Annotated in this window: 18 protein-coding genes; 9 read left to right on the top strand and 9 right to left on the bottom strand. The window is 63.0% G+C overall.

Annotation, left to right across the window (positions count from 1 at the left end):
• Positions 1 to 6: 6 nt before the first annotated feature.
• Both Q9451_RS22595 and Q9451_RS22600 read right to left on the bottom strand, forming a co-directional pair.
• On the bottom strand, positions 7 to 3,087 hold the full coding sequence (locus Q9451_RS22595) for a MexW/MexI family multidrug efflux RND transporter permease subunit (RefSeq protein ID WP_012271252.1): 3,081 nt from the start codon (positions 3,085 to 3,087) through the stop codon (positions 7 to 9).
• Entirely contained in the window at positions 3,084 to 4,181 is a 1,098-nt protein-coding gene (locus Q9451_RS22600) for an efflux RND transporter periplasmic adaptor subunit (protein ID WP_012271251.1), read from the bottom strand. The genes Q9451_RS22595 and Q9451_RS22600 overlap by 4 nt, the downstream gene beginning before the upstream one ends.
• 84 nt (positions 4,182 to 4,265) lie before the next feature.
• Here Q9451_RS22600 and soxR point away from each other — a divergent pair, with 84 nt between their 5' ends.
• The gene (soxR, locus tag Q9451_RS22605; RefSeq protein WP_012271250.1) at positions 4,266 to 4,721 is read left to right on the top strand and encodes a redox-sensitive transcriptional activator SoxR; all 456 of its coding nucleotides are present in this window, start codon (positions 4,266 to 4,268) and stop codon (positions 4,719 to 4,721) included.
• Positions 4,722 to 4,980: 259 nt separating this feature from the next.
• A complete protein-coding gene (locus Q9451_RS22610; protein WP_012271249.1) occupies positions 4,981 to 5,229 on the top strand; it encodes a CsbD family protein in 249 nt (82 codons plus the stop codon).
• Between the two features lie 52 nt (positions 5,230 to 5,281).
• Here Q9451_RS22610 and Q9451_RS22615 read toward each other — a convergent pair whose 3' ends face one another.
• From Q9451_RS22615 to Q9451_RS22630, 4 genes are all read right to left on the bottom strand, one after another.
• The gene (locus Q9451_RS22615) at positions 5,282 to 6,535 is read right to left on the bottom strand and encodes an OprD family porin (RefSeq protein WP_012271248.1); all 1,254 of its coding nucleotides are present in this window, start codon (positions 6,533 to 6,535) and stop codon (positions 5,282 to 5,284) included.
• Between the two features lie 67 nt (positions 6,536 to 6,602).
• Positions 6,603 to 7,907: a citrate:proton symporter gene (locus tag Q9451_RS22620; protein WP_012271247.1), complete on the bottom strand. Its 1,305-nt coding sequence runs from the start codon at positions 7,905 to 7,907 to the stop codon at positions 6,603 to 6,605.
• Between the two features lie 123 nt (positions 7,908 to 8,030).
• The gene (locus tag Q9451_RS22625) at positions 8,031 to 9,347 is read right to left on the bottom strand and encodes a dicarboxylate/amino acid:cation symporter (RefSeq protein ID WP_012271246.1); all 1,317 of its coding nucleotides are present in this window, start codon (positions 9,345 to 9,347) and stop codon (positions 8,031 to 8,033) included.
• A 73-nt stretch (positions 9,348 to 9,420) separates the two neighbouring features.
• A complete protein-coding gene (locus Q9451_RS22630; protein ID WP_012271245.1) occupies positions 9,421 to 10,500 on the bottom strand; it encodes a 4-oxalomesaconate tautomerase in 1,080 nt (359 codons plus the stop codon).
• A 147-nt stretch (positions 10,501 to 10,647) separates the two neighbouring features.
• On the opposite strand from Q9451_RS22630, the gene Q9451_RS22635 reads away from it, so the two are divergent.
• Positions 10,648 to 11,541: a LysR family transcriptional regulator gene (locus tag Q9451_RS22635; protein ID WP_012271244.1), complete on the top strand. Its 894-nt coding sequence runs from the start codon at positions 10,648 to 10,650 to the stop codon at positions 11,539 to 11,541.
• Positions 11,542 to 11,644: 103 nt separating this feature from the next.
• On the opposite strand, the gene Q9451_RS22640 is transcribed toward Q9451_RS22635, so the two are convergent.
• A complete protein-coding gene (locus Q9451_RS22640; RefSeq protein WP_012271243.1) occupies positions 11,645 to 11,941 on the bottom strand; it encodes a DUF3144 domain-containing protein in 297 nt (98 codons plus the stop codon).
• Between the two features lie 396 nt (positions 11,942 to 12,337).
• Here Q9451_RS22640 and Q9451_RS22645 point away from each other — a divergent pair, with 396 nt between their 5' ends.
• Entirely contained in the window at positions 12,338 to 14,482 is a 2,145-nt protein-coding gene (locus tag Q9451_RS22645) for an HAD family hydrolase (protein ID WP_012271242.1), read from the top strand.
• Between the two features lie 102 nt (positions 14,483 to 14,584).
• Here Q9451_RS22645 and Q9451_RS22650 read toward each other — a convergent pair whose 3' ends face one another.
• Positions 14,585 to 15,058 (bottom strand): GNAT family N-acetyltransferase, encoded by a 474-nt coding sequence (locus Q9451_RS22650; protein ID WP_012271241.1) that lies wholly within the window; start codon positions 15,056 to 15,058, stop codon positions 14,585 to 14,587.
• 183 nt (positions 15,059 to 15,241) lie between these two features.
• Between Q9451_RS22650 and Q9451_RS22655 the strand changes: the two genes are divergently transcribed.
• The 4 genes from Q9451_RS22655 to Q9451_RS22670 all read left to right on the top strand — a co-directional run bounded on the left by Q9451_RS22655 (position 15,242) and on the right by Q9451_RS22670 (position 19,523).
• Positions 15,242 to 16,024 carry an aldolase gene (locus Q9451_RS22655; RefSeq protein ID WP_012271240.1) on the top strand — a complete coding sequence of 261 codons (783 nt, stop codon included), beginning with the start codon at positions 15,242 to 15,244 and terminating at the stop codon, positions 16,022 to 16,024.
• 44 nt (positions 16,025 to 16,068) lie between these two features.
• Positions 16,069 to 16,956: a dihydrodipicolinate synthase family protein gene (locus Q9451_RS22660; RefSeq protein WP_012271239.1), complete on the top strand. Its 888-nt coding sequence runs from the start codon at positions 16,069 to 16,071 to the stop codon at positions 16,954 to 16,956.
• A 76-nt stretch (positions 16,957 to 17,032) separates the two neighbouring features.
• On the top strand, positions 17,033 to 18,247 hold the full coding sequence (locus Q9451_RS22665; RefSeq protein ID WP_345960786.1) for a benzoate/H(+) symporter BenE family transporter: 1,215 nt from the start codon (positions 17,033 to 17,035) through the stop codon (positions 18,245 to 18,247).
• Positions 18,248 to 18,305: 58 nt separating this feature from the next.
• Positions 18,306 to 19,523, top strand: a complete 1,218-nt coding sequence (locus Q9451_RS22670; protein WP_012271237.1) for an MFS transporter — start codon at positions 18,306 to 18,308, stop codon at positions 19,521 to 19,523.
• A gap of 29 nt (positions 19,524 to 19,552) precedes the next feature.
• Here the strand turns inward: Q9451_RS22670 and Q9451_RS22675 are convergent, their stop codons facing one another.
• A complete protein-coding gene (locus Q9451_RS22675) occupies positions 19,553 to 20,863 on the bottom strand; it encodes a DUF2235 domain-containing protein (protein WP_012271236.1) in 1,311 nt (436 codons plus the stop codon).
• 226 nt (positions 20,864 to 21,089) lie between these two features.
• On the opposite strand from Q9451_RS22675, the gene Q9451_RS22680 reads away from it, so the two are divergent.
• Positions 21,090 to 22,049, top strand: coding sequence for a MoxR family ATPase (locus Q9451_RS22680; protein WP_012271235.1), 960 nt, complete (start codon positions 21,090 to 21,092; stop codon positions 22,047 to 22,049).
• Positions 22,050 to 22,053: the final 4 nt, after the last annotated feature.

Here is a 22,053-nt window from a genome sequence, read left to right on the forward strand (position 1 = left end):
TGCGCTTCACATACCCAGAACGCGTTCAGCCTCCAGCAACTGCTGCGCCCGCCCCGTGGTCACCCGATGATCTCGCGCCAACCACCCATAGATCGTCGGCAACACGAACAAGGTAAACAACGTACCCACCAGCATCCCGCACACAATCACCACCCCCAGCCCGAAGCGGCTATTGGCCCCGGCGCCACTGGCGAACAGCAGTGGCAGCACGCCAAAGGTCATCGCCGCCGTGGTCATCAGCACCGGCCGCAAGCGTATCTGCGCAGCTCGGACAATGGCGGCAGCACGATCAAGGTTGTCGCGCACCTGGATCTCGTTGGCGAACTCCACCATCAGGATGCCGTGCTTGCTGATCAGGCCGATCAGCGTCACCAGGCCAATCTGCGTGTAGATGTTCAACGTGGCCCAGCCCAGCGCCAGCGGCAGCAGTGCGCCGCAGATCGACAGCGGCACGGTCACCAGAATGATCAACGGGTCGACCAGGCTTTCGTACTGCGCCGCCAGCACCAGGTAGATCACCACCAAGGCAGCGAGAAACGCCCACATCAAGGCAAAACCCTCCTGCACATACTGGCGCGACTCCGATTGCCAATCGTGGCTGAAGCCCGGCGGCAGTTCGGTGGTGAGCTGTTCGAGAAATGCCACGGCGTTGCCCATCGACACTCCTGGCGCCGGGATCGCCTGCAGGGTACTGGCGTTCTGCTGATCGAACTGCAATAGGCGGTTGGGCGCCACCTCGATATCCAGGTGCACCACCGTAGCCAACGGCACCAGGCTGCCGTTTTCGGCGCGCACGTATTGACGATTGAGCGCCGCAGGCGTCAGGCGCTGGTCCTGAATACTCTGCGGGATCACGTCATAGGACCGCCCGAACAGGGCGAAACGGTTGAGGTACTGCTCGCCCACCAGCACCCCCAGCGACTCGCCAATGGCCTGCATGCTGATGCCCAGGCTAGCCGCCTTGGCGCGGTCGACGCGCACCTTGACCACTGGGTTGTTGTAGTCGAGGTCGCTGTCCACCACGGCAAACAGCCCGCTGTCGCGGGCGCGCTGCTTGAGCACCTCCATGGTCTGGTACAGCTCGGGGTAATCCTGGGCACTGCGCAGCACCATCTGCACCGGCAGGCCGCCACTGGAACCCGGCAGCGAAGCGACCTGGAAGGCGAAGATGCTGCTGCCTTCGATATCCGCCACTGCCTGCTGCAACTGTGCCTGCACCTGCGCGGCAGAACGCTCGCGCACCTGCCAGGCGCTGAGGTTGATGCCACCAAAACTGGCGGCCGGGCCGTCGGTGCCGTTGATGATCCAGGTGTCGGTGGTTTCGCCGATGGACTTCATCACCTCGTCCAGTTTCAGCGCAAAGTGCTCCACATATTCCAAGCTGGCATGCTGCGGCGACTTGATGGCGGTCAGCACCGCCGCCTGGTCCTCGGCCGGGGCCAGCTCACGCTGGGGCAGCAGGTACAGCCAGGGCAGGCTCAGGCACACCAGCAGCGCCACGCCGCCACTGATCCAGCGATGTGTCAGGGTGTAGGCCAGCACCCGTCCATAGGCGCCAGTCAACCCAGCGAACAACCGATCGGCCATGTTGGCCATCGCGCCATGCTGCTGTCCGGGTTGCAATAGCAACGAGCTCATTACCGGCGACAACGTCAGCGCCACGATGCCCGAAACGATCACCGCTCCCGCCAAGGTCAGGGCAAATTCGCGGAACAGCGTGCCGGTCAGCCCGCCCATCAGCCCGATCGGCGCATACACCGCCGCCAGGGTCAGGGTCATGGCGATCACCGGCCCGGCGATTTCCCGTGCCCCGATCAATGCCGCAGCGACCGGTGACCTGCCCTCTTCGATATGCCGGTGCACGTTCTCCACCACCACGATGGCATCGTCCACCACCAAGCCGATGGCCAACACCATCGCCAGCAACGTCAGCAGGTTGAGGCTGAAGCCGAACAGCAACATCAGGCCCGCGGCACCGAGCATCGACAGCGGGATGGCAACCACCGCAATCAGCACGCTGCGCAGCGAACCCAGGCACAGCCAGATCACCAGCACCACGATCAGCATCGCCTCCACCAAGGTGCGCAGCACTTCATGGATCGAAGCGTCGATGAAACGTGCGGTCTCGTAGGCCAGCGCCACATGCACACCGGGTGGCAGGGTCTGCTGAATCTGCGGCAACAGTTGGCGAATACCCTCGACGATCACCAGTGGGTTGCCGGTCGGCGTGGGGAACAGCCCCAGGTGCACGGCAGGCCTGCCATCCATGGTGGCGCTGGTCTGGGTGGCCGCCGCATTCAGCTCGACGGTGCCGACATCGCGCAGGCGTACCAAATCGGTGCCATCGTTGCGAATGATCAGCTCACGGAAGTCCTCGACCCGGGTCAGGTCGGTGTCCACCTGGATGTCGGCCAGCACGTATTGTCCGCGCACCTGGCCCGGCGTCGCCTGGTAGTTGTTGGCCCGCACCGCCTGCGCCACGTCCGCTGCTGTCACCCCGCGCCCAGCCATCTGTTCACTGTCCAGCCACAGGCGCATGGCCAGGCGCTGCCCGCCAAACGACTGCACCTTGGCCACGCCGTCGATGCCAGAAAACTGCGGTTCCACCACCCGCGACAGGTAATCGCTCAGCTCCGGTATCGACAGGCTGTCGCTGGCAAAGCCCACGTAGGCTACCGCCGTGGAGTCGCCAGCCGAAAGCTCTACCACCGGGTCGTAGGCCTTTTCCGGCAGGCGATAGCGCACCTGGTTGACCTTGGCCATGGTCTCGGCCAGCGCCTGGGTCGAGTCGCGGTTGAGCACCATGCGCAACGTGATCAGGCTGCGCCCCTGCTGCGAGGACGACGACAGGTAGTCGATGCCCTCGACCGACGACACCGCCTGGGTAATCGGCTGGGTCACAAAACCCTGCATCAGCTCGGCGGAGGCGCCGGGGTACTCGGTACTGATGGTAATGGTCGAGCTTTCCAGCAAGGGGTACTGGCGGATCGGCAATTTGCCCATGGCAAACAGCCCCATCAGGATGATCAGGCTGCTGACCACCAGCGCCAGCACCGGCCGGCGCACGAAGACATCGGTAAACTTCACGACTGCCGCCCTCCCTGGCTGGCCTGCAGGCTGTCCTGCGCCACGGGCTCGACCGGCATGCCGTCACTGAGCTTCAACTGGCCGGAAACCACCACCCGGTCACCGGGCGCCAGGCCGGACGTGACCTCCACCCGCCCTTGCCAGCGCTCACCGGTGGTTACCCGCACCCGGCTGACCCGAGTGCCATGCGCCGGGTCCTGGGTCGCAACGAATACCGTCTGGCCATAAGCGGTGTAGGTGATCGCGGTTTCCGGCACGGCCAGCACGGTCGACGGCTGCGCGGCATCCAGGCGCACGCCAGCGTACATGCCCGGCTGCAACTGCCCATCCGGGTTCGGCAAGGCTGCCTGCACCTGCACCAGGCGCGCCTTGCTGACCACCGGATCGACCGCCACCACCCGGGCCTGGAAGCCTTGCCCGCGCACTGCGTCCACCGTCAGTGCCAGCACTTGCCCGACGTGCACTTCGGGGGCAGCCTGCTCGCCCAAGGCAAAATTCACATGCAACTGGCTGATGTCAGCCAGGCTGACAATCGCCTCGCCGGCGCCCAGGTATTGGCCCTGATGCACCCGACGGATGCCGAGCTTGCCGGCAAACGGTGCGCGAATGGCCTTCTGCGCGATCAACGCCTCGACATGCTGCAGCTCACCACTGGCCACGTCCACGGCAGTGGCGGCGTTGTCCAGCAGCTCTTGCGACACGGCATTCATCGCCCGCAGCTTGCGGCTGCGCTGCAGCACCACTTCAGCGTTACGCAATTTTGCCCGCAACTGCACCCGCTGGGCCTGCTCCGGCGCGTCGTTGAGCTGCACCAGCAACTGCCCGGCCGTTACCGTCTGCCCCGACTCGAAGGCGATGCGGGTAATACGCCCCGCCGTCTCAGCCGCCACCTGCACCTGGTTGACCGCCTCCAGCTCCCCCGACGCAAAGTTCTGCCGCGCCAACTGCACCTGCTCGGCCGTGGCCAAGGCCACCTTGGTCGCCGGCCACGCCGCCGCAGCGGGTGGCGCCGAGCCGCTACCCACCAACGCATAGGCAGCGGCCAGCACACCGGCTACAGCGCCGGCCCAGGCCAATAACGTCCGTTTGTTCATGCAGAGCTCCGATCATGAGGAAAGCGGTTGCGGGGAAGATCGGGCAGGACTATAAGAGCTCAACTTAACTTGAGGTCAACACGCATGGCGGTGGACAACACGCGAATGCTCACAGTGGGTGAAGTGGCCAAACGCAGTGGCGTGGCGGTGTCTGCGCTGCATTTCTACGAAACCAAGGGGCTGATCGCCAGCGTCCGTACGGCGGGCAACCAGCGCCGCTACCCCTCACTGGTGCTGCGTACACTGGCGATTATCAAAGTGGCACAGCGCACCGGTATTCCGCTGGAGGACATCAAGCAGGCATTCAGCCGTTATGCGCCCAACAGCAAGCTTACGGCGGCGCAGTGGGGCGAGATGTCCACGGCCTGGCGCGAAGACCTCAATGCCCGCATCCGCACGCTGGAGGCGTTGCGCGACAGCCTGGACAACTGCATTGGTTGCGGTTGCCTGTCACTGGAGGACTGCCCGCTGCGTAACCCCGAGGATGTGCTGGCCAAGGAAGGTAGCGGGGCGCGAATTCTTGAGAAGAAGGCCCGCTAGCCTCGCCCTCTCAAGCCAGGTGCGATCCCTTGTAGGAGCGGCCTTGTGTCGCGATCGGGCTGCAGGGCAGCCCCGGCAATGTGTGCGTCGTTGCTGAGATCCTGGGGCCGCTTTGCGGCCCGATCGCGACACAAGGCCGCTCCTACAGGGACCGCGTGGCCTGACGGTAATAAGCAATCGCTTGGAACCATTGCGGCCTGCCAACGCCCTAAGCCTGTGCTGTTAACCCTAGCCGCTCACAGGAAGGAACTAAGCCATCATGAAACGCGAACAGATCGAAGGTGTTGCAGAGAACCTTGCAGGCAAGGCGCAGAGCGCTGTCGGCCGGCTGGTCGAAGACCCCTCGCTGGAAGCCGAAGGCGATGCGCGTCAGGCTGCAGGCCAGGTGACCAAGACCTATGGGGATGCCCTGGACACGGTGTCTTCGTTCGTCAAGGAAAAACCTATCGCCGCGCTGGCAATCACCGCCGCTGTCACACTGGTGATTTCTCGCCTACTGCGCCGTTGACCCAGGGCGCAGCAGCCGGTTCAGGGCCGGACATGTGGTCCGGCCTGCACCCTCACCAGATGGCGATATCGTAGGTAAGGTACAAGCGATTGCTGTCGCGCCCGCGGGCAAAATCCGAACGATAGATATAGTTGCGCAGCTTCACACCCAAACCTTTCAGCGGCCCGCCCTGCACCACGTAGGCAAGCTCGGCGTCACGTTCCCACTCTTTGATGCCCTCGGCACCCGAGCGGCCATTATCGCCACTCAGGTATCGCGCCATGAAGGTCAGGCCCGGCACGCCTGCTGCCGCAAAGTTGTAGGCGTAGCTTGCCATCCAGGTCTTTTCTTCTTCCTCGATGAACTTGCCGATGCCGACGTTGCTGAACGAATACACCGTCGCACCGCTGATGTAAGGCAACCCTGCCTCACCGTCGAGCACCTGGTAGCCGGCACCGAGGGTATGGCCCGAATGGGCATAGGCCATCTGCCCGCTGAACATGTCGTTGTCGATTGCGCCGCCCTGGGCGGCACCGCTGTCGCGGCTCTTGAAATAGCGCAGGTCAGTGCTCAACACACCACCCGCCAGCGGCAGTTCGTGTACCAGGCCGGCGAAGTCCTGCCGGTAGAAGTGCTCGAGCTGGCCATGGAAGTAGCTCAGGCGCAGTTGTTTGCTGACGGCATAATCGGCGCCGGCGAAGTTGAAGCCACCGGACCTGCCGCCCGCGTACCCATCCAGGTACAGGCCGGTGCTGTCCGATGAATCACGCTGTTTGAAGCGGTCCAGGTGGCCCGCTGTCAGTGTCAGCCCGTCGATATCCGTACTGGTCAGCTGGGTACCCTCGTACGTCTGCGGCAACAGCCGCGCGTCGTTGTAGACCAGCACCGGCGTTTTCGGCAGCAAGGTACCGTGCTTGACCACAGTCTGCCCGACGCGGGCCTTGGCCGTTACCCCGGCGCTGGCAAATTCGTCCGCCGCACGGCCGTCGTCATGAACCGGCAGCAGCCCGGTGCCGCTGCGCCCACGGCCAGAGTCCAGCCTGACACCCACCAGCCCGAGGGCGTCCAGCCCCACGCCCAATGCGCCGGGTGTGAATCCGGATTGGTAGTCCAGCAGAAAACCCTGTGCCCACTCCACCCGCTCGCTTTTGGCGCTAGCGGCAGCACGTGCACTCATGCCGTGTTCGTCGCGGAAATTCTCGTTGAAGTAGACGTTGCGTAGTTGAAGCTTGAGCTTGCTGTCATCGACGAAACCGGCAGCGCCGGCAACAGGCAGCCAGCCGCAGAGCAGGCCACACGTGGCCCCACGGAACACAGCACGGGACATGATCGGTACTCTTGTTGTTGTTTTCAGGATGCACAAGGTGCCGGGCGCCGGGCAGCGCCCGTAACGCTCAGACGAAGAAGGACAAGGCCCCTGTGAGCAAAGCCAGTGCAGTGATCACCAGCGAGGTGAGCACGGCCCACTTGAAGGTCGCCTTCTGGAAGTCACCGATGTCGCGGTCGACCATGCCGACCAGCAGCAACGTCGACGCCACCAGCGGGCTCATCAGGTGCACCGGCTGGCCGAGCACCGAGGCGCGGGCAATTTCCAGCGGGTCGATGCCGTAAGCCGCTGCGGCGTTGGCCAGGATCGGCACCACGCCAAAGTAATAGGCGTCGTTGGACAGCACGAAGGTCAGTGGCATGCTGGTCAGCGCCACCACCAACGGGAACCAGTGGCTCCATTCTTCGGGAATCCAGTCCACCAGGGTTTGCGCCAGGGCGTCGACCATCTTGGTACCCGAGAAGATCCCGGCAAAGATACCCGCGGCGAACACCAGCAGCACCACCGTCATGGCGTTGCCCGAATGCGCCAGAATGCGTTCCTTCTGCAGCTCCAGCTGGGGGTAGTTGATCATCAGCGCGGCAACGAAGCCGATCATGAACAGGATGGCGGCATGCATCAGCCCCATCACCAGTGCGGTCATGACGGCGATCACCAGCAACAGGTTCACATAGGCCAGGCGCGGGCGCTTGTACGGGTTGTCGCCGAGGATTTCCTTGATGTAGCAGTTGCCGCCACCGGACTCCAGGGCGATGTTGCCGATGCGGCGGCGTTCGGTGCGCCCCAGCAGGAAGGCCGTGAACACCACCCAGGCTGCACCGCCAATCATGGTCGGCAGCATCGGGATGAAGTACTCGCTGGCGTCCAGCCCAAGCGCGGCGATGGCCCGCGTGGCCGGCCCGCCCCAGGGGCTCAGGCCGCTCATGATGCTCAGCGACAGCATCGACACCGTGGCCAGAATCATCGGGTTCATGCCGATACGCTTGTAGAGCGGCAGCATGGCGGCACAGGTGATCATGTAGGTGGTCGTGCCATCGCCGTCCAGCGCCACCAGAAGTGACAGCAGTGCAGTGCCGATGGCGATCTTGACCGGGTCGCCATTTACCCGCTTGAGGATCTTGCGGATCAGCGGGTCGAACAGGCCGGCATCGATCATCAGGCCAAAGAACAGGATGGCAAACAGCAGCAGCGCTGCCGATGGCGCAACCATTTTCAGGCCGTCGAGCATCATCTTGCCCAGTTCGGGGGCAAAGCCGCCGATGACGGCGAACACGATCGGGACAACGGTCAGCGCAACGATAGGCGACAGGCGCTTGCTCATGATCAGGTAGGTGAAGGTCACCACCATGATCAGGCCCAGGAGTGCGAGCATGGTCTTTCTCTCTTGTTTTTATTGTGCGTGGCCGCCCGCCGGGCAGGCAGCCTCCAACCCCACTCGGCACCGCTGCGACGCTGAGTGGAATTCTAAGTCAATGTTCAGTAGTACGAAGGGCGTTCAGCCCTGGCGGTGCGGCTCGGCGGGCCAAGTGGCCTGGCCAGGTGTAGCGCAATCCGGCTGTACCGGTTGTTCACCGTTGAGTGTGCGCAGCAGCGTATCCCGCTCACAGGCATTCTCGGACAGCGAGATCACCACGGTGGCAACTGCATTGCTGGCAAGGCTGGTCAGGGCGCGGGCTTCAGACATGAAGCGGTCGACGCCGATCAGCAGCGCCAGGCCGGCCAGAGGGATGTCGTGAATCACAGTCAGGGTCGAGGCCAGGGCGACGAAACCACTGCCTGTCACCCCGGCGGCACCTTTGGACGACAGCAACATGATCGCCAGCATGGTCAGCGTCTGCCCCAGGGTGATGTCGATGTTGCAGGCCTGGGCGATGAAGATGGCCGCCAGCGACAGGTAGATGGCTGTGCCGTCGAGGTTGAACGAGTAACCGGTTGGCAACACCAGGCCTACCACACCTTTCTTGCAACCCAGCTTTTCGAGCTTTTCCAGCATGCGCGGCAGCACCGGCTCGGTGGACGAAGTACCCAGCACCACCAGGAATTCCTCGCGAAAATAGCGCAGCAGTTTCCACAGGCTGAAACCATGGGCACGGCAGATGCCACCCAGTACGACCAGTACGAAGAACGCACAGGCGATGTACAGCGTACCCACCAGCTTGGCCAGGGCACCGAGCGAGGTGATGCCGTACTGCCCGACGGTAAAAGCCAGCGCACCAAAGGCACCCACCGGCGCAAAGCGCATCAGGTAGCCAAAAATGCGGAACACCATGGTCGAGGCAGACTCCAGCACATCCAGCACTGGCTTGCCCTTGTCCCCCATCGACGACAGGGCGAAGCCGCTGAGCACGGCAATGAACAGCACCGGCAACACTTCACCCTTGTTGAAGGCGCCAATGAAGGTATCGGGAATGATGTGCATGAAGAAGTCGACCACGCCCAGCTTGGCTGCCGACGCGGTGTACTGGCTGAGGCCTTCGGTGCTGAGGGTGGCGGGGTCGATGTTCATGCCCACACCCGGCTTGAACAGGTAAACCGCCGCCAGGCCAATCACCAGGCTCACCACCGTCAGGCCCAGGAACAACAGCAACGTCTTGCTCATCAGACGCCCCAGCGAGCGCTTGTCGGTCATCCCGGCGATGCCGGTGACAATGGTGCAGAACACCACCGGGGCGATCATCATCTTGATCAGCTTGATGAAGGCGTCGCCCAAGGGCTTGAGCGCAACGGCCTGTTGCGCCCAGAAGTGGCCGACCAATACGCCCAGCAGGACGGCGCAAAGGATCTGGAAATACAGCGATTTGGCGAGTTTCATGGGGCATCACCATTGTTGAAATTGTGCGGATGCGCTTGGTGCATGTATGAAGCAGGCGGCATGCCGCCTTTGACTACCCTGCCAGCCTGCGCAAGGTAGGGGCGTAGACAAAGCCTGAGAAGAGCCGCCGAGCGGTTCGTACCACCGAAACCTGGGTTGTCTTGCCGTCGGCAGCACTGCGCGACAGCGCCACATCGATACCGCCGCTCGGGTGCTCCAGGCGCACGTCGGTCAACTGCCGGGCGCCCTCGCCAAGCAGGTCGCCAATTACCGTACCGAGGCTGACGCAGGCAGTCGCCAGCCCTACCGCCCCGGTGATGGCCAACGCACGGTGACAGTTGTGCGGCATGAAGTAACGCACCTGCAATGTGCCGTCGTAGCGTGGCGCAGACACCAGCACCGGCTTGGGGATTACCATGCCACTGACGTCGCCAAGGCCCATGGCCCTGCCAGCTTTCAGGCGCAGTGCTTCAAGGCGCTTGAGCAGTTTTTCATTGGCGTCGAGTTCTGCAGGGGTTTCCGATCCGGTCACCCCCAGTTGACTGGCCTGCACGACCATCATGGGCATGGCCATGTCGATGCAGGTTACCGGTACGCCATCGATCACATCCGTGGCCTTGCCGGTGGGGAACAGCTTGCCGGTCTTGCTGCCCACGGCATCGAGAAAGGTCAGGTGCACCGGGGCGGCAGTGCCCGGTACGCCATCGATTGCCGTGCGGCCTTCGTAGCGCACGATACCGCCGGGGGTTTCCACCAGCGAATTGACCAAGGTACCGGTGTTCAGGTTACGGATGCGGACCAAGGTCTTGCCATCCTGCCCTTTGACCAGGCCTTGCTCGATGGCGAACGGGCCCACGGCGCACAGCATGTTGCCGCAATTGGGCGCGGTGTCGACACGGCGCTGGGCAACCATCACCTGAACGAACAGGTAATCGACATCAGCCTCGGGGTGCAACGAAGGGCTGACGATCGCCACCTTGCTGGTTTGCGGGCTGCCGCCACCGATGCCATCGATTTCCAGCTCATGGCCAGAGCCCATCAGGTTGATCAGCAACTCGTCACGTTCGACCACATTGGCAGGCAGGTCCCAGGCGTGGAAGAACGGCCCTTTCGAGGTACCACCGCGCATGAGTACGCAAGGAATACGTTGCATGATTTTGCACTCTTGTTGATCAATGGACATCATTGATGCTGTGAGCAAAAGAGTGACAGGCCTGGATAAATCAATCCAATGCAAATATCGTAGCCATTATTGCGATTCAAACATCAATCAAACACGGCGACAGTAGCGGGTTTTCTTATGGAATATGAGCTGCAAGACATCAGATCTTTCGTGAAAATCGCCGAACTCGGCAGTTTCCACGAAGCCGCCGAAGCACTTCACCTGTCCCAGCCGGCCTTGAGCCGGCGGATCAAGAAGCTGGAGGAAGGCCTGGGCACCTCGCTACTGGAGCGCACCACCCGCCGGGTCAGCCTGACCAGCGTGGGCCGCGACTTCCTGCCCAAGGCCAGGCGCCTGCTGGATGATTTTGAAGACTCGATCCTCAGCATTCGCGAGCTGGCCGAGCGCCAGACCGGCCAGGTTACCCTTGCTTGCATCCCCACCGCAGCGTTCTACTTCCTGCCGTCGGTGATCCGCGATTACAACGAGCAATACCCGAAAATCCGCATTCGCCTGCTGGACCTTAGCGCCAACGACGGGCTCGAAGCCGTGCTGCGCGGCGAGGCCGATTTCGGCATCAACATGATGAGCGGCCAGCACCCGGACATCGAGTTTGTCACACTGGTGCAAGAGCACTTTGTGCTGGCCTGCAGGCGCGACCACCCACTGGCGAACCGGGCCTCCGTTACCTGGACGGAACTGGCTGACTACCGCCTGATCGGCGTCGGCCGCCTGAGCGGCAACCGCATGCTACTGGACCACGCGTTGTCCGGGCTCAACCTGCGACCCAAATGGTTCTACGAAGTGCAACACCTGTCCACGTCGCTGGGCATGGTCGAGGCCGGGCTGGGTGTGTCCGCCATGCCCAGCCTGGCCATGCCCGACGCCGACCACCCGACGCTGGTCAGCGTGCCGCTGATCGAGCCGCAGGTTAGCCGCACGCTGGGGTTGGTATACCGGCGCGGCGCATCGTTGTCGCCTGCGGCGGAGAAGTTCGTTTCGATCTTGCTGGAGAAATGGACCAATCGCTGAGGCTTGGCCCACCCTGCCGCTGCCTCATCTGTGACCACCCACAGGTTCCGCGTTGAGTGCAGGGATACGCTATCCCTGTGGGAGCAGGCATGCCCACGCAGCCTCAGTCGTTCTTGCCCAGCATGTACTGGTCAAAATGCTCGATATGCTCGTCAAGGTTGTCCTCGAGCATCATCCGGTACTGCTCACAGAAGTACTTCAGAATCTCTTCCCGCGCGGCGCCAAGCTCGGCGCCGCTCTTGAAGCTGCGGGCGCTCATCCAGGCGCTGAAGCGGGCGGCACCGAAGGTCAGCGAGGCGCTTACCTTGCCCAGGTCTTCGAACTTTTCGATCTGCTGGTTCGCCAGTTCGATGTGCGCATCGGCACGGTCATAAAAAGCCTGGTCGGTAGCTTGGGTCATTGCGGTTCACCTTGTTGCGGGATTGGAGCGGGAGGCCAAGCCTTGCATGTCGCGGCGCATACGTGCAAGGCTGAAAAAGGATCACCCATGACGAAAAAGGACGCAAACCACCTTATGCTTGGAATCACACGTATCCATCGCTATTTGCGCCCACTGCCTGCAAAACCGACTGCAGCCAGTGGGCGTGACCTCAAGGCCAAACGCGCCGCCCGCCTCGCTTCAACGGTTGCAAACCTCCTCTGCACTCCCCGCTCTGCCCCGCCTTATCTCTGTGTCACGCCTGAGCGTGCACCTGACAAACGCGTGCCCCCGACCTGACTGCCGACGCTGCAGTTCACACGCCGTACTCGCTTGCTACAGGCGAGATGTCCGACGCACCCACGGGGGCAACACTCGATGCTTTTCTTCCAAGGTAAACAGCTTCTCAGCGCCATCTTCGATATGGATGGCACCCTCTTCGACACCGAACGCTTGCGCTTCAAGACACTCAAGCAAGCCTCTCTTGAAATCTTCGGCAAAGCGCTGAGCGAGGACACTTTGATCGGCTCGCTGGGTTTGAGCGCGAAAAAAGCCGAGGCCCTGGCCAAGGCGCATAACGGTGAAGACTTCCCATACACCGAGATCCGCAAACGCGCGGATGAACTTGAGCTGGCGTACGTGCGCAATCACGGCGTACCGATCAAGGCCGGCCTGCTGGAGGTACTGGAACGCCTGCGCAAATCGGGCTTGACCATGGCGGTGGCCACGTCCAGTCGCCGTGCCATTGCCGAGGAATACCTGATCAACGCCAACGTGCTGAAGTACTTCGACATCACCGTCTGTGGCGATGAAGTCAGCCAGGGCAAACCCCACCCCGAGATTTTCCTGAAAGCTGCCCGCGCGCTCAATTGCGAGCCTGGCCAATGCTTCATGGTCGAAGATTCGGAGAACGGCATGCTGTCGGCCATCCGTGCTGAAGGCCAGGCGATACTGATCGAGGACATCAAACCGCCTGCCCCAGAAATCAAGGCGGCCGCGCTCAAGGCCTACCGCAGCATGACCGAGTTCCTGGCCGACTTGAGCGAGTGCGTTCCCGACCTGGGCATGCCCGAACTGAACGAAAGCTTCCCGGCCTCCATGAACCAGTTCCGCGTGGGCATTCATGGTTTCGGCGCCATCGGGGGTGGCTACCTGACGCAGGTCTTTTCCCATTGGGATGGCTACACCCGGCCTTGTGAAATCATCGCCGCGACGCGCTCGCGCATGCTGCGCGAAAGCGTCAATGCCTTCGGCCGCTACAGCGTGCGCTATGGGGCTACATCGTTCGACCAGACCATCGACAACGTGCGCATGATCGACCTGGACGATGACGACGCGGTAATCGGCATGTACACCACGGCCGAAATCATCGGCCTGAGCCTGCCCGAGCAGGCCATCCGCAACCAGGCGAAGGTGATTGCCAAAGGGCTGCTGCAACGTTTCGAACGACGTGGCCGTGAGCTTACGTTGCTGATCGTGCTTAACAAGGTGGGCGGCGCCGCGTTCGTGCGCCGCCATGTGCAAGCGGAGTTGGCCTTGCTGTGCCCGCCAGCCATCGGCAAGCAAGTGCTGGAAAAGACCCATTTCGCCGAAACGGTGGTCAGCCGCATCGTCTCCAAGCTCAGCAACGACGCACTGGTGCGGCAACTGCGCATCAAGTCGCAGATGTTCCAGAACAGCCTGGAAGACGAGCCGGCAGTTGCCACAAAGGCATCGACGCCAGTGCCTGAATACGAACGCCTGATCGGGCGCTTCAGGCCCTTTGCCCAGCCCAGCAGCGCAATGAGCCAGCTGCACCTGATCCTGTTCAACAGCGAGCCCGACATGCCGCTGTATGTAGAGCACGGCAGCGACCTGCTCGAACGCCTGCGCCAGGTGAAGACGGTGCCTGACATTGCCCAGATCCAGGTCATCAAGAACCGCCTGTGGAACGGCCCGCACGCCATCGTTGCCTGGTACGCCAGCCTGCTGGGCCATGACTCGGTAGGCCAAGGCATGGGCGACGCGCGCGTATGCGAGCTGGCCGAGCGCCTGATTCGCCAGGAAGTCGGCCCCGCACTGGTGGCGGAGTACCCGCAAATGGCAGAGGTGGTCAGCCGTTTTGCCGATACCTTCCTGGAGCGCTGTAAAACCTCGTTCAAAGACCCTTGCGCCCGGGTGGGACGCGACCCGTTGCGCAAGCTACAACGCAACGAACGCATCCTCAGCAGCATCGACCTTGCCCGCAAGCAGGGTATTGAAACCCCGGCGCTGGCCTTTGGCGCCGCCCTGGCCATTCACCATGCCCTGCGCTGCAAGGACGACAAAGCGCTGGAGGCCCAGGCCATCAGGCAGGTTTACAGGGACAACGGCGCCAGTGTCGAGGCTGTGCTTACCCATGACGTTGACTGTAATGGCAAGCGTTTTCCTGGGCTGGACCCGATCACGGACGCGCAGCTGATCAGCGCCATTTCAGACGCTTTCCGGCAGTACCCGCAAAGGGATGTAGCAAACCGACTGGACGACCTTTGCATAGGCGCTTGAACCATTGACGCCGCAGCAACGGGCTATGCCCTGTAGGTGCGGGTTCACCTGCGAAGTATCCAACGTGGCAGATGACACCGGCTTTGCCGGTGTTTTCGCGCATCAGGGCCTTATCTTTACAAAAACAAGCTCTGGGTCACCTTCGTCCAAGTTTTCAACCTGACCACTGCCGATAAAACCGCACTTTGCAAGCAGCGCCTGCATCGGCAGGTTCGACGCGTTGGTCGAGGTGAACAACTTGGTCCCAAAGGACCGGGATTCCAGCCCACGCAGAATGGCTGCGCCTACGCCACGGCGACGCGCCGAATCCCCTACCACCACCAGCGCAATGAAGTCCTGCCCGAAAAACGACTTGTCCAGTACGCCATAACCCAAGAGCACCGCAGTGTTGGCAGCGTCCGTTGCCGCCCAGCAATGGCCGCAGGCTACCGAGTGGGCAATGAATGCCCGCCGGCTTTCTTCGCGCTGCGCAATAACATCCAACGCAAAGAGTGCATCGAGGTCGGCTTCGCAAGCGAGCCGCACGTGTAAATCCAGAAACATGCTTAGACCGTATCGAGGGTTGGATCTGCTCATGGTACTCGCCTGCCACGACCGGTTCATGGTTATGAGGGCAGCAAGCTTGCGAGCATGAGGTTGCAAAGCTGTCACGCGGAGGTGTCACGCAAAGCTTGAAAATGACACAAGGTGTCATTAAGATCGCCAAGTGTCCTGAAAACACCCCTGGTCACTCAGCCTTTCATCAAGCAGGTACCGCCCATGACGACCACCATGCACACCCCCAAGGACCAGTTGGTCAAACTCGCCCAGCAGCAGATGCTGACGGCGCTGGCCGACAATACCTACACCGCCCGGCAAAAACTTGCCCTCACCTGCCGCATCCTCTTCGACGGCGGCCACGACTCTGGCCTGGCCGGACAGATCACCGCGCGCGCCCAGGAACCTGGCACTTATTACACCCAACAACTGGGCCTGGGCTTCGACGAAATTGCCGCCTCCAACCTGCTGGTGGTGGACGAAGACCTCACCGTGCTGCAAGGCCGTGGCATGGCCAACCCGGCCAACCGCTTCCACAGTTGGCTGTACCGCGCCCGCCCCGACGTCAACTGCATCATCCACACCCACCCGCTGCACAGCGCGGCCCTGTCGATGCTGGAAGTGCCGCTGGCCATCTCGCACATGGACCTGTGCCCGTTGTTCGACGACTGCGCATTCCTCAAGGAGTGGCCCGGCGTGCCGGTGGGCAACGAAGAAGGCGAAATCATCGCGAAGGCGATTGGCGATAAGCGCGCGATCCTGCTTTCTCACCACGGTTTGCTGATTGCCGGTGGTTCGATCGAAGAAGCCTGCGTGCTCGCCCTGCTGTTCGAGCGCGCGGCAAAGATGCAACTGCTGGCCATGGGCGCCGGTGACATCCGCCCCATCCCCGAAGCACTGGGCAAAGAAGCCCACGACTGGATCTCCACCCCCAAACGTCATGGTGCCGCGTTCAGCTACTACGCGCGCCGTGCCTTGCGTGCCCATGGCGACTGCCTGGGCTGATCGAAGCTGTACTCTTTCCTCAACAACGGCAAAGGTGCCTGGTCATGTCTACTTCTGTAATTCGCGGCGTCATCGGCTACACCATCACTCCCTTCACCGCAGACGGCACACTCGACCTGGATGCCCTGGGCATGTCCATCGATAGCCTGATCGCAGGCGGTGTGCATGCCATCGCACCGCTGGGCAGCACCGGCGAAGGGGCCTACTTGTCCGACAGCGAATGGGAAACCGTGGTGCGCTTCAGCCAGGCACGCATTGCCGGGCGCGTGCCCAGCGTGGTCAGCGTGTCCGACCTGACCACCGCGCGCACCGTGCAGCGCGCCCGCCTGGCACAGGCCTGCGGCGCTACCGCTGTGATGGTGCTGCCCATCTCGTACTGGAAACTCACCGAAGCGGAAGTGATTGCCCACTACAAAGCAGTCGGCGCGGCCATCGACATCCCGATCATGCTCTACAACAACCCGGGCACCAGCGGCACCGACCTGTCGGTGGAACTGATCCTGCGCATCCTTGGCGAAGTACCCAATGTGACCATGGTCAAGGAAAGCACCGGCGACATTCAGCGCATGCACCGCCTGTTCAAAGCCACCGATGGGCAGGTGGCGTTCTACAACGGTTGCAACCCGCTCACCCTGGAAGCCCTGGTGGCCGGCGCAACGGGTTGGTGTACCGCCGCGCCCAACCTGATCCCGGCACTGAACCTGGCGCTGTGGGACGCCGTACAGCACGGTGAGCTGGCCGAAGCCCGCACGCTGTTCTACCGCCAGTACGAGCTGCTGGAGTACATCACCCGCCGTGGCCTGCCCACCACCATCAAGGCCGGCCTGAAAATGCTCGGCCAGGATGTCGGCGCGCCGCGCCTGCCCCTGCAACCGCTGGATGGACAGGGCAGCACTTACCTGAAAAGCCTGCTGGTAGCGCTGGCCAACTGACCCTCAAACCTGCCCGGCAGCCAGTCGCTGACGGGCAGCGTACTTCTGCAGCACCTGACCATTACCAGAGGCCATCATGGACGCGCCTGCACAAAGCTCTGCAACCCCGTTAAAGCTGACAGACATCCTTCACCCGGTGATAGCCGGGTTCGTTTCGGTCATCGTCAACTACGGCGGTACATTCATCCTGGTGTTCCAGGCGGCCAAAGTGGCCGGGCTGAGCCCGGAACTGACGTCATCGTGGGTCTGGGCAGTGTCGATCGGCGTCGGCCTCAGCGGCCTGGCGCTATCCTGGTACAGCCGCGAACCGGTCATCACGGCCTGGTCCACGCCAGCCGCCGCATTCCTGGTCACCGCCCTGGCCAATGTGCCTTATAGCGAGGCCGTAGGTGCGTACCTGCTGTCAGCCGCAGGCTTCGTGGTGCTGGGGCTGAGCGGGTGGTTCGAGCGCCTGGTCCGGGTCGTTCCGGGCGGCATTGCCGCCGGCCTGCTGGCGGGCATCCTGTTGCAGTTCGGCATTGGCGCCTTCGCCAGCCTGTCGGTCGACCCCGCCCTGGCCGGGCTGCTGATTGCAGCCTATGTGGCATTCAAGCGCTTCACCGCCCGTTACGCCGTGGTCGCCATTCTGTTACTGGGCCTGGGCTACCTGTTGCTACAGGGGCAAGTGGGCCTGACAACCTTACGGCTGGAGTTCGCCTCACCGGTGTTCACCGCACCCACGTTCTCCGTCAATGCCGCCCTCAGCGTGGCCCTGCCACTGTTCCTGATCACCCTCACGGGGCAGTACATGCCTGGCATGCTGGTGCTGCGCAATGACGGCTTCAAGACCAGCGCCAGCCCGATCGTCGCGGTCACTGGCCTGGGTTCGTTGCTGATGGCCCCTTTCGGCTCACACGCCTTCAACATCGCCGCTATCACGGCGGCCATCTGCACCGGCAAGGAAGCCCATGAAGACCCGAGCAAGCGCTGGGTGGCGGGGATCGCTGCCGGTGTCTGCTACATCCTCGTGGGGGTGTTCGGCGTCACCCTGGCGAGTGTGTTCATGGCCCTGCCCGCCACCTTCATCACCACCCTGGCAGGCCTTGCACTACTGGGCACCATCGGCGCCAGCCTGGCCAGCGCAATGGCCGATGTCCGCTCACGCGAGGCCGCACTGATCACCTTCCTGGCAGCGGCTGCGAATATCAGCCTGCTCGGCATTGGCGGGGCCTTTTGGGGCTTGGTGATTGGCCTGCTGGCCCATGCTGCGCTGAACGGTCGCCTGCCCGGCTTCGGCGGCGCCTCCCGCTAACCGGGCTTCCACCTCCTTGCTGTGCGCCAAAGGCGCACGCCGTTCGACAGGTATCGACATGCCCCAAGCTGGCCCCAAGCTACTCACTCAAATTGCTGCCGTGCACTTCGTCAGCCATGTACACATCATGCTGATCCCGGCGCTACTGCCCGTGCTGCCTGGCCTGCTGGGGGTGGGTTTCGTCGAGCTCGGCGTAGCCCTGGCGGTGTTCAACATCGTTTCGGCCCTGGTACAGGCCCCGCTGGGTTATGCCGTCGACCACTATGGAGCGCGTAAAGTGCTCAAGGCCGGGCTGTTGCTGGGCAGCCTCAGCTTCCTGCTGCTGGCGGCCAGCCCCAGTCACGCGGTATTGCTGGTGGCAATGGCCATGGCCGGCCTGGCCAATGGCGTGTATCACCCGGCAGACTATGCACTGCTGGCCAATGGCATCGAGCCGGCACGCCTGGGGCGGTCGTTCTCTGTTCATACCTTCGCCGGCTTCCTCGGCTCGGCAGTTACGCCGGCACTTTTCCTCGGCATCGCCACCGTGTTCGGCACACCGGCAGCCCTGGCGGTGGGCGCGGTGTTCGGGGTAGCTGCGCTGCTGCTGATATCGATACCGGGCAGTGGCGTGTACCAGGCCGCCAGGCCTTGCAACAAAGAAGGCGCAGGCCTGGCGCCAACAACAGGCCGCCTGCGCGTGTTCACACCGATGATCGGCGTGCTGACGGTGTTGTTCATCCTGCTCAACCTGAGCACCAGTGCCATCGAGAAGTTTTCCGTAGCCGCCCTGATTCAGGGCCAAGGCCTGACACTGGCCTGGGCCAACACCGCACTCACCGCTTTCCTGCTGTGCAGCGCTGCCGGTGTACTGTGCGGTGGCGCCTTGGCCGACCGTACCCGGCGCCACGGTCTGGTGGCGGCGCTGGCCTTCGCACTGGCAGCGGCACTGACCGCGCTGGTGGCCCTGGGGCTGCTGCAGGGCTGGGCACTGGTGGTTGTATTGGGCGCCATTGGCCTGCTGACCGGGGTCATCGCCCCATCGCGGGACATGCTGGTCAAGGCGGCGGCGCCGCCAGGTGCCGAGGGCAAAACCTTCGGGCTGGTGTCGACCGGGTTCAACATCGGCGGCGCCCTCGGGCCGGTGGCGTTCGGCTGGATGCTCGACCAGCACCTGCCCAACGGGGTTTTCATCGCATCGGTCATGTTCATGCTGCTGACGGTGCTGCTGACGCTGGCGCAGGAGGCGTACCTGGCCAGGGCCCGCAACGCTGAACGACTGGCGCGCACCCTGTAGAAGCGGCCTTGCCCAGTCATTTCGATGGCTCAGTGTGCCGGGTTCGCATGCACCACTCGCCCGCCTGCCCCCGGCCGATTGACGAACAGCACATCCAGCACACTGTTGCGCAAGCCCTTCAGTGCATTCCAGTTCGCCGACGCATGCACGTACTTCTCGCGCAACAGCTGCTGCTCTTGCTCACTCAACCCCAGCTGGGTAACTTCTCCAAGGGCAAACGCATGCAACTTGCGGCTAATCGCCAGCAATTCATCCGGCACCCCATGTTCAGCCTGCCCGCCCAACGGCGCAAACGGCACGCCAGCCCGTACCGCCAACGCCCGCATCACGCTCAAGTACACCCGGGACAACTGCCCCGCCACCTGCCGCTCGCGGTACACCGCTGCGTACACCTGCTTTTGCGCCTCATCCGGTCGGCCGCCGGCAATCGGCTCCTCCCAGGTCGTTACTTGCGGCCTGGGTTCGCCCATATTGGCAAACGCCGAAGCCAGCAAGGCACTTGCCGTGGCATGCACGCGGCTCTGCTCGGCACGCATACCCACCGGCACACGCTGTGACTGCGGCTTGCACAGCAGTACCTGTTCCAACGTGGTTTCCGGGTACCCACCCCCTATATTCGAGTGCACGCCCGGCAGCACGATGTCGTGACCACTGCACACCAGCGGGAAGTTGTGCCGCAGCTCGTCCCCCGCCACCAGTTGCACCACCTGTCGGGCTATACCCGCAGCCAGCCCCAGGCGCAGGTTGCCATGGCGGCCGTTGGCGGGATCGAAGTCACCCTGCAACGGCGCGATGATCGCCGCTACGGTGTCGAACAGGCCGATAAAGTTGATCGAGGTTTCACACACCACCGGCAGCACCCCGCCCGCGCCATCGTTCAGCAGGTTAGCCAGGTGCCGCACCGCCGCCGCTCCGCGGCTGAACCCGAACAGATCGAACTCGACCCGCTCCAGCAGTGCCTGCGGATGCGCCCGCTGCCACACCTGCAGTTGCTCGGCCATGCCCTGCAAAGCCTCGGCAACCCGCGCCTCGGCCCCCGTACGCCCACGCCCGGTGGCAGAGGCGTAGACATGGTCGGCTTCACCGGCCAGGGTGCCCACGCCCTCCACATATTGTTTCAAAAACGCCTGCGGGTCATTGGCATTGGCTGCATCTGCCGGATACAACGCATGCAAAAGGGCCACATTGCTCAAGGCATTGCCATAACTGCAGCCCTTGCTGCCCTGCTCATCCATCGCCGTGGCATTGTGCTGGTTGTTACCAGTGCCATCGAAGAACACGCCAAAACGCAGGGTGACCGGCGTTGGGGTTGGCGTGCTGCCGCTGCTCATTTTCATCATCGTGCCTTCTGCTTGCCCAAAAAGCACAAGCAGGCGCCAGCACACCGGCGCGGAACATCAGGCAATGGCCAGCCATACGTAAGACATTTCTGTAGCAGCACACCCCAGCGCGAAGATAAATTTACCCGCCGCCATTAGTCGCCGCCCCCCGGATGGATTAAAGTATCAGCCCTTGCCAGGGCAGCTGCCTTCAGCCGCCCAGGCCCTCTACCAGGAACCGTCGCCGATGGAACACCGTGAAGCGCTGATCGCGCTGCGCACCTTTCTTTCTTCCCAGATCCTAGGCCAGGAGAAACTGGTCGAGCGGCTGTTGATCGTGCTGCTGGCCGACGGCCACATGCTGGTCGAAGGTGCCCCGGGCCTGGCCAAGACCAAAGCCATCAAAGAACTCGCCGAAGGCATCGAGGCACAGTTCCATCGCATCCAGTTCACCCCCGACCTGCTTCCGGCCGACATCACCGGCACAGAAATCTACCGCCCGGAAACCGGCAGTTTCGTGTTCCAGCAAGGGCCGATCTTCCATAACCTGGTGCTGGCCGACGAAATCAACCGTGCCCCGGCCAAGGTGCAGTCCGCGCTGCTCGAAGCCATGGCCGAGCGCCAGGTCAGCGTGGGCCGCAGCACTTACGACCTGTCGCCACTGTTCCTGGTCATGGCCACGCAGAACCCGATCGAGCAGGAAGGCACCTACCCGCTGCCCGAAGCCCAGCTCGACCGCTTCCTGATGCACGTAAAAATCGGCTTCCCCGACGCAGCGGTAGAACGGCGCATCCTGGCGCAGGCCCGTGGCGAAGCCCTGGGCGGCGAGACCAAGCCCGAGCGCCGGGTCAGCCAACAGGCCATCTTTGCCGCGCGCAAGGAAATCCTTGGCCTGTACATGGCCGATGCGGTGGAGGAATACCTGGTGCAGTTGGTCATGGCCACCCGCACCCCGGCCAAGTTCGACACGGAACTTGCCGACTGGATCGCCTACGGCGCCAGCCCGCGCGGTTCCATTTCGCTGGACCGTTGCGCGCGTGCCCACGCCTGGCTGGCCGGGCGCGACTTCGTCAGCCCCGAAGACATCCAGGCCGTGCTGTTCGACGTGCTGCGCCACCGCATCATCCTCTCGTTCGAGGCCGAGGCGGCAGGGATCGACCAGGACCGCGTGGTCCAGCGCATCCTCGACGTCGTCGCCGTTGCCTGAGCCC

This window comes from Pseudomonas sp. NY8896, assembly GCF_039634505.1.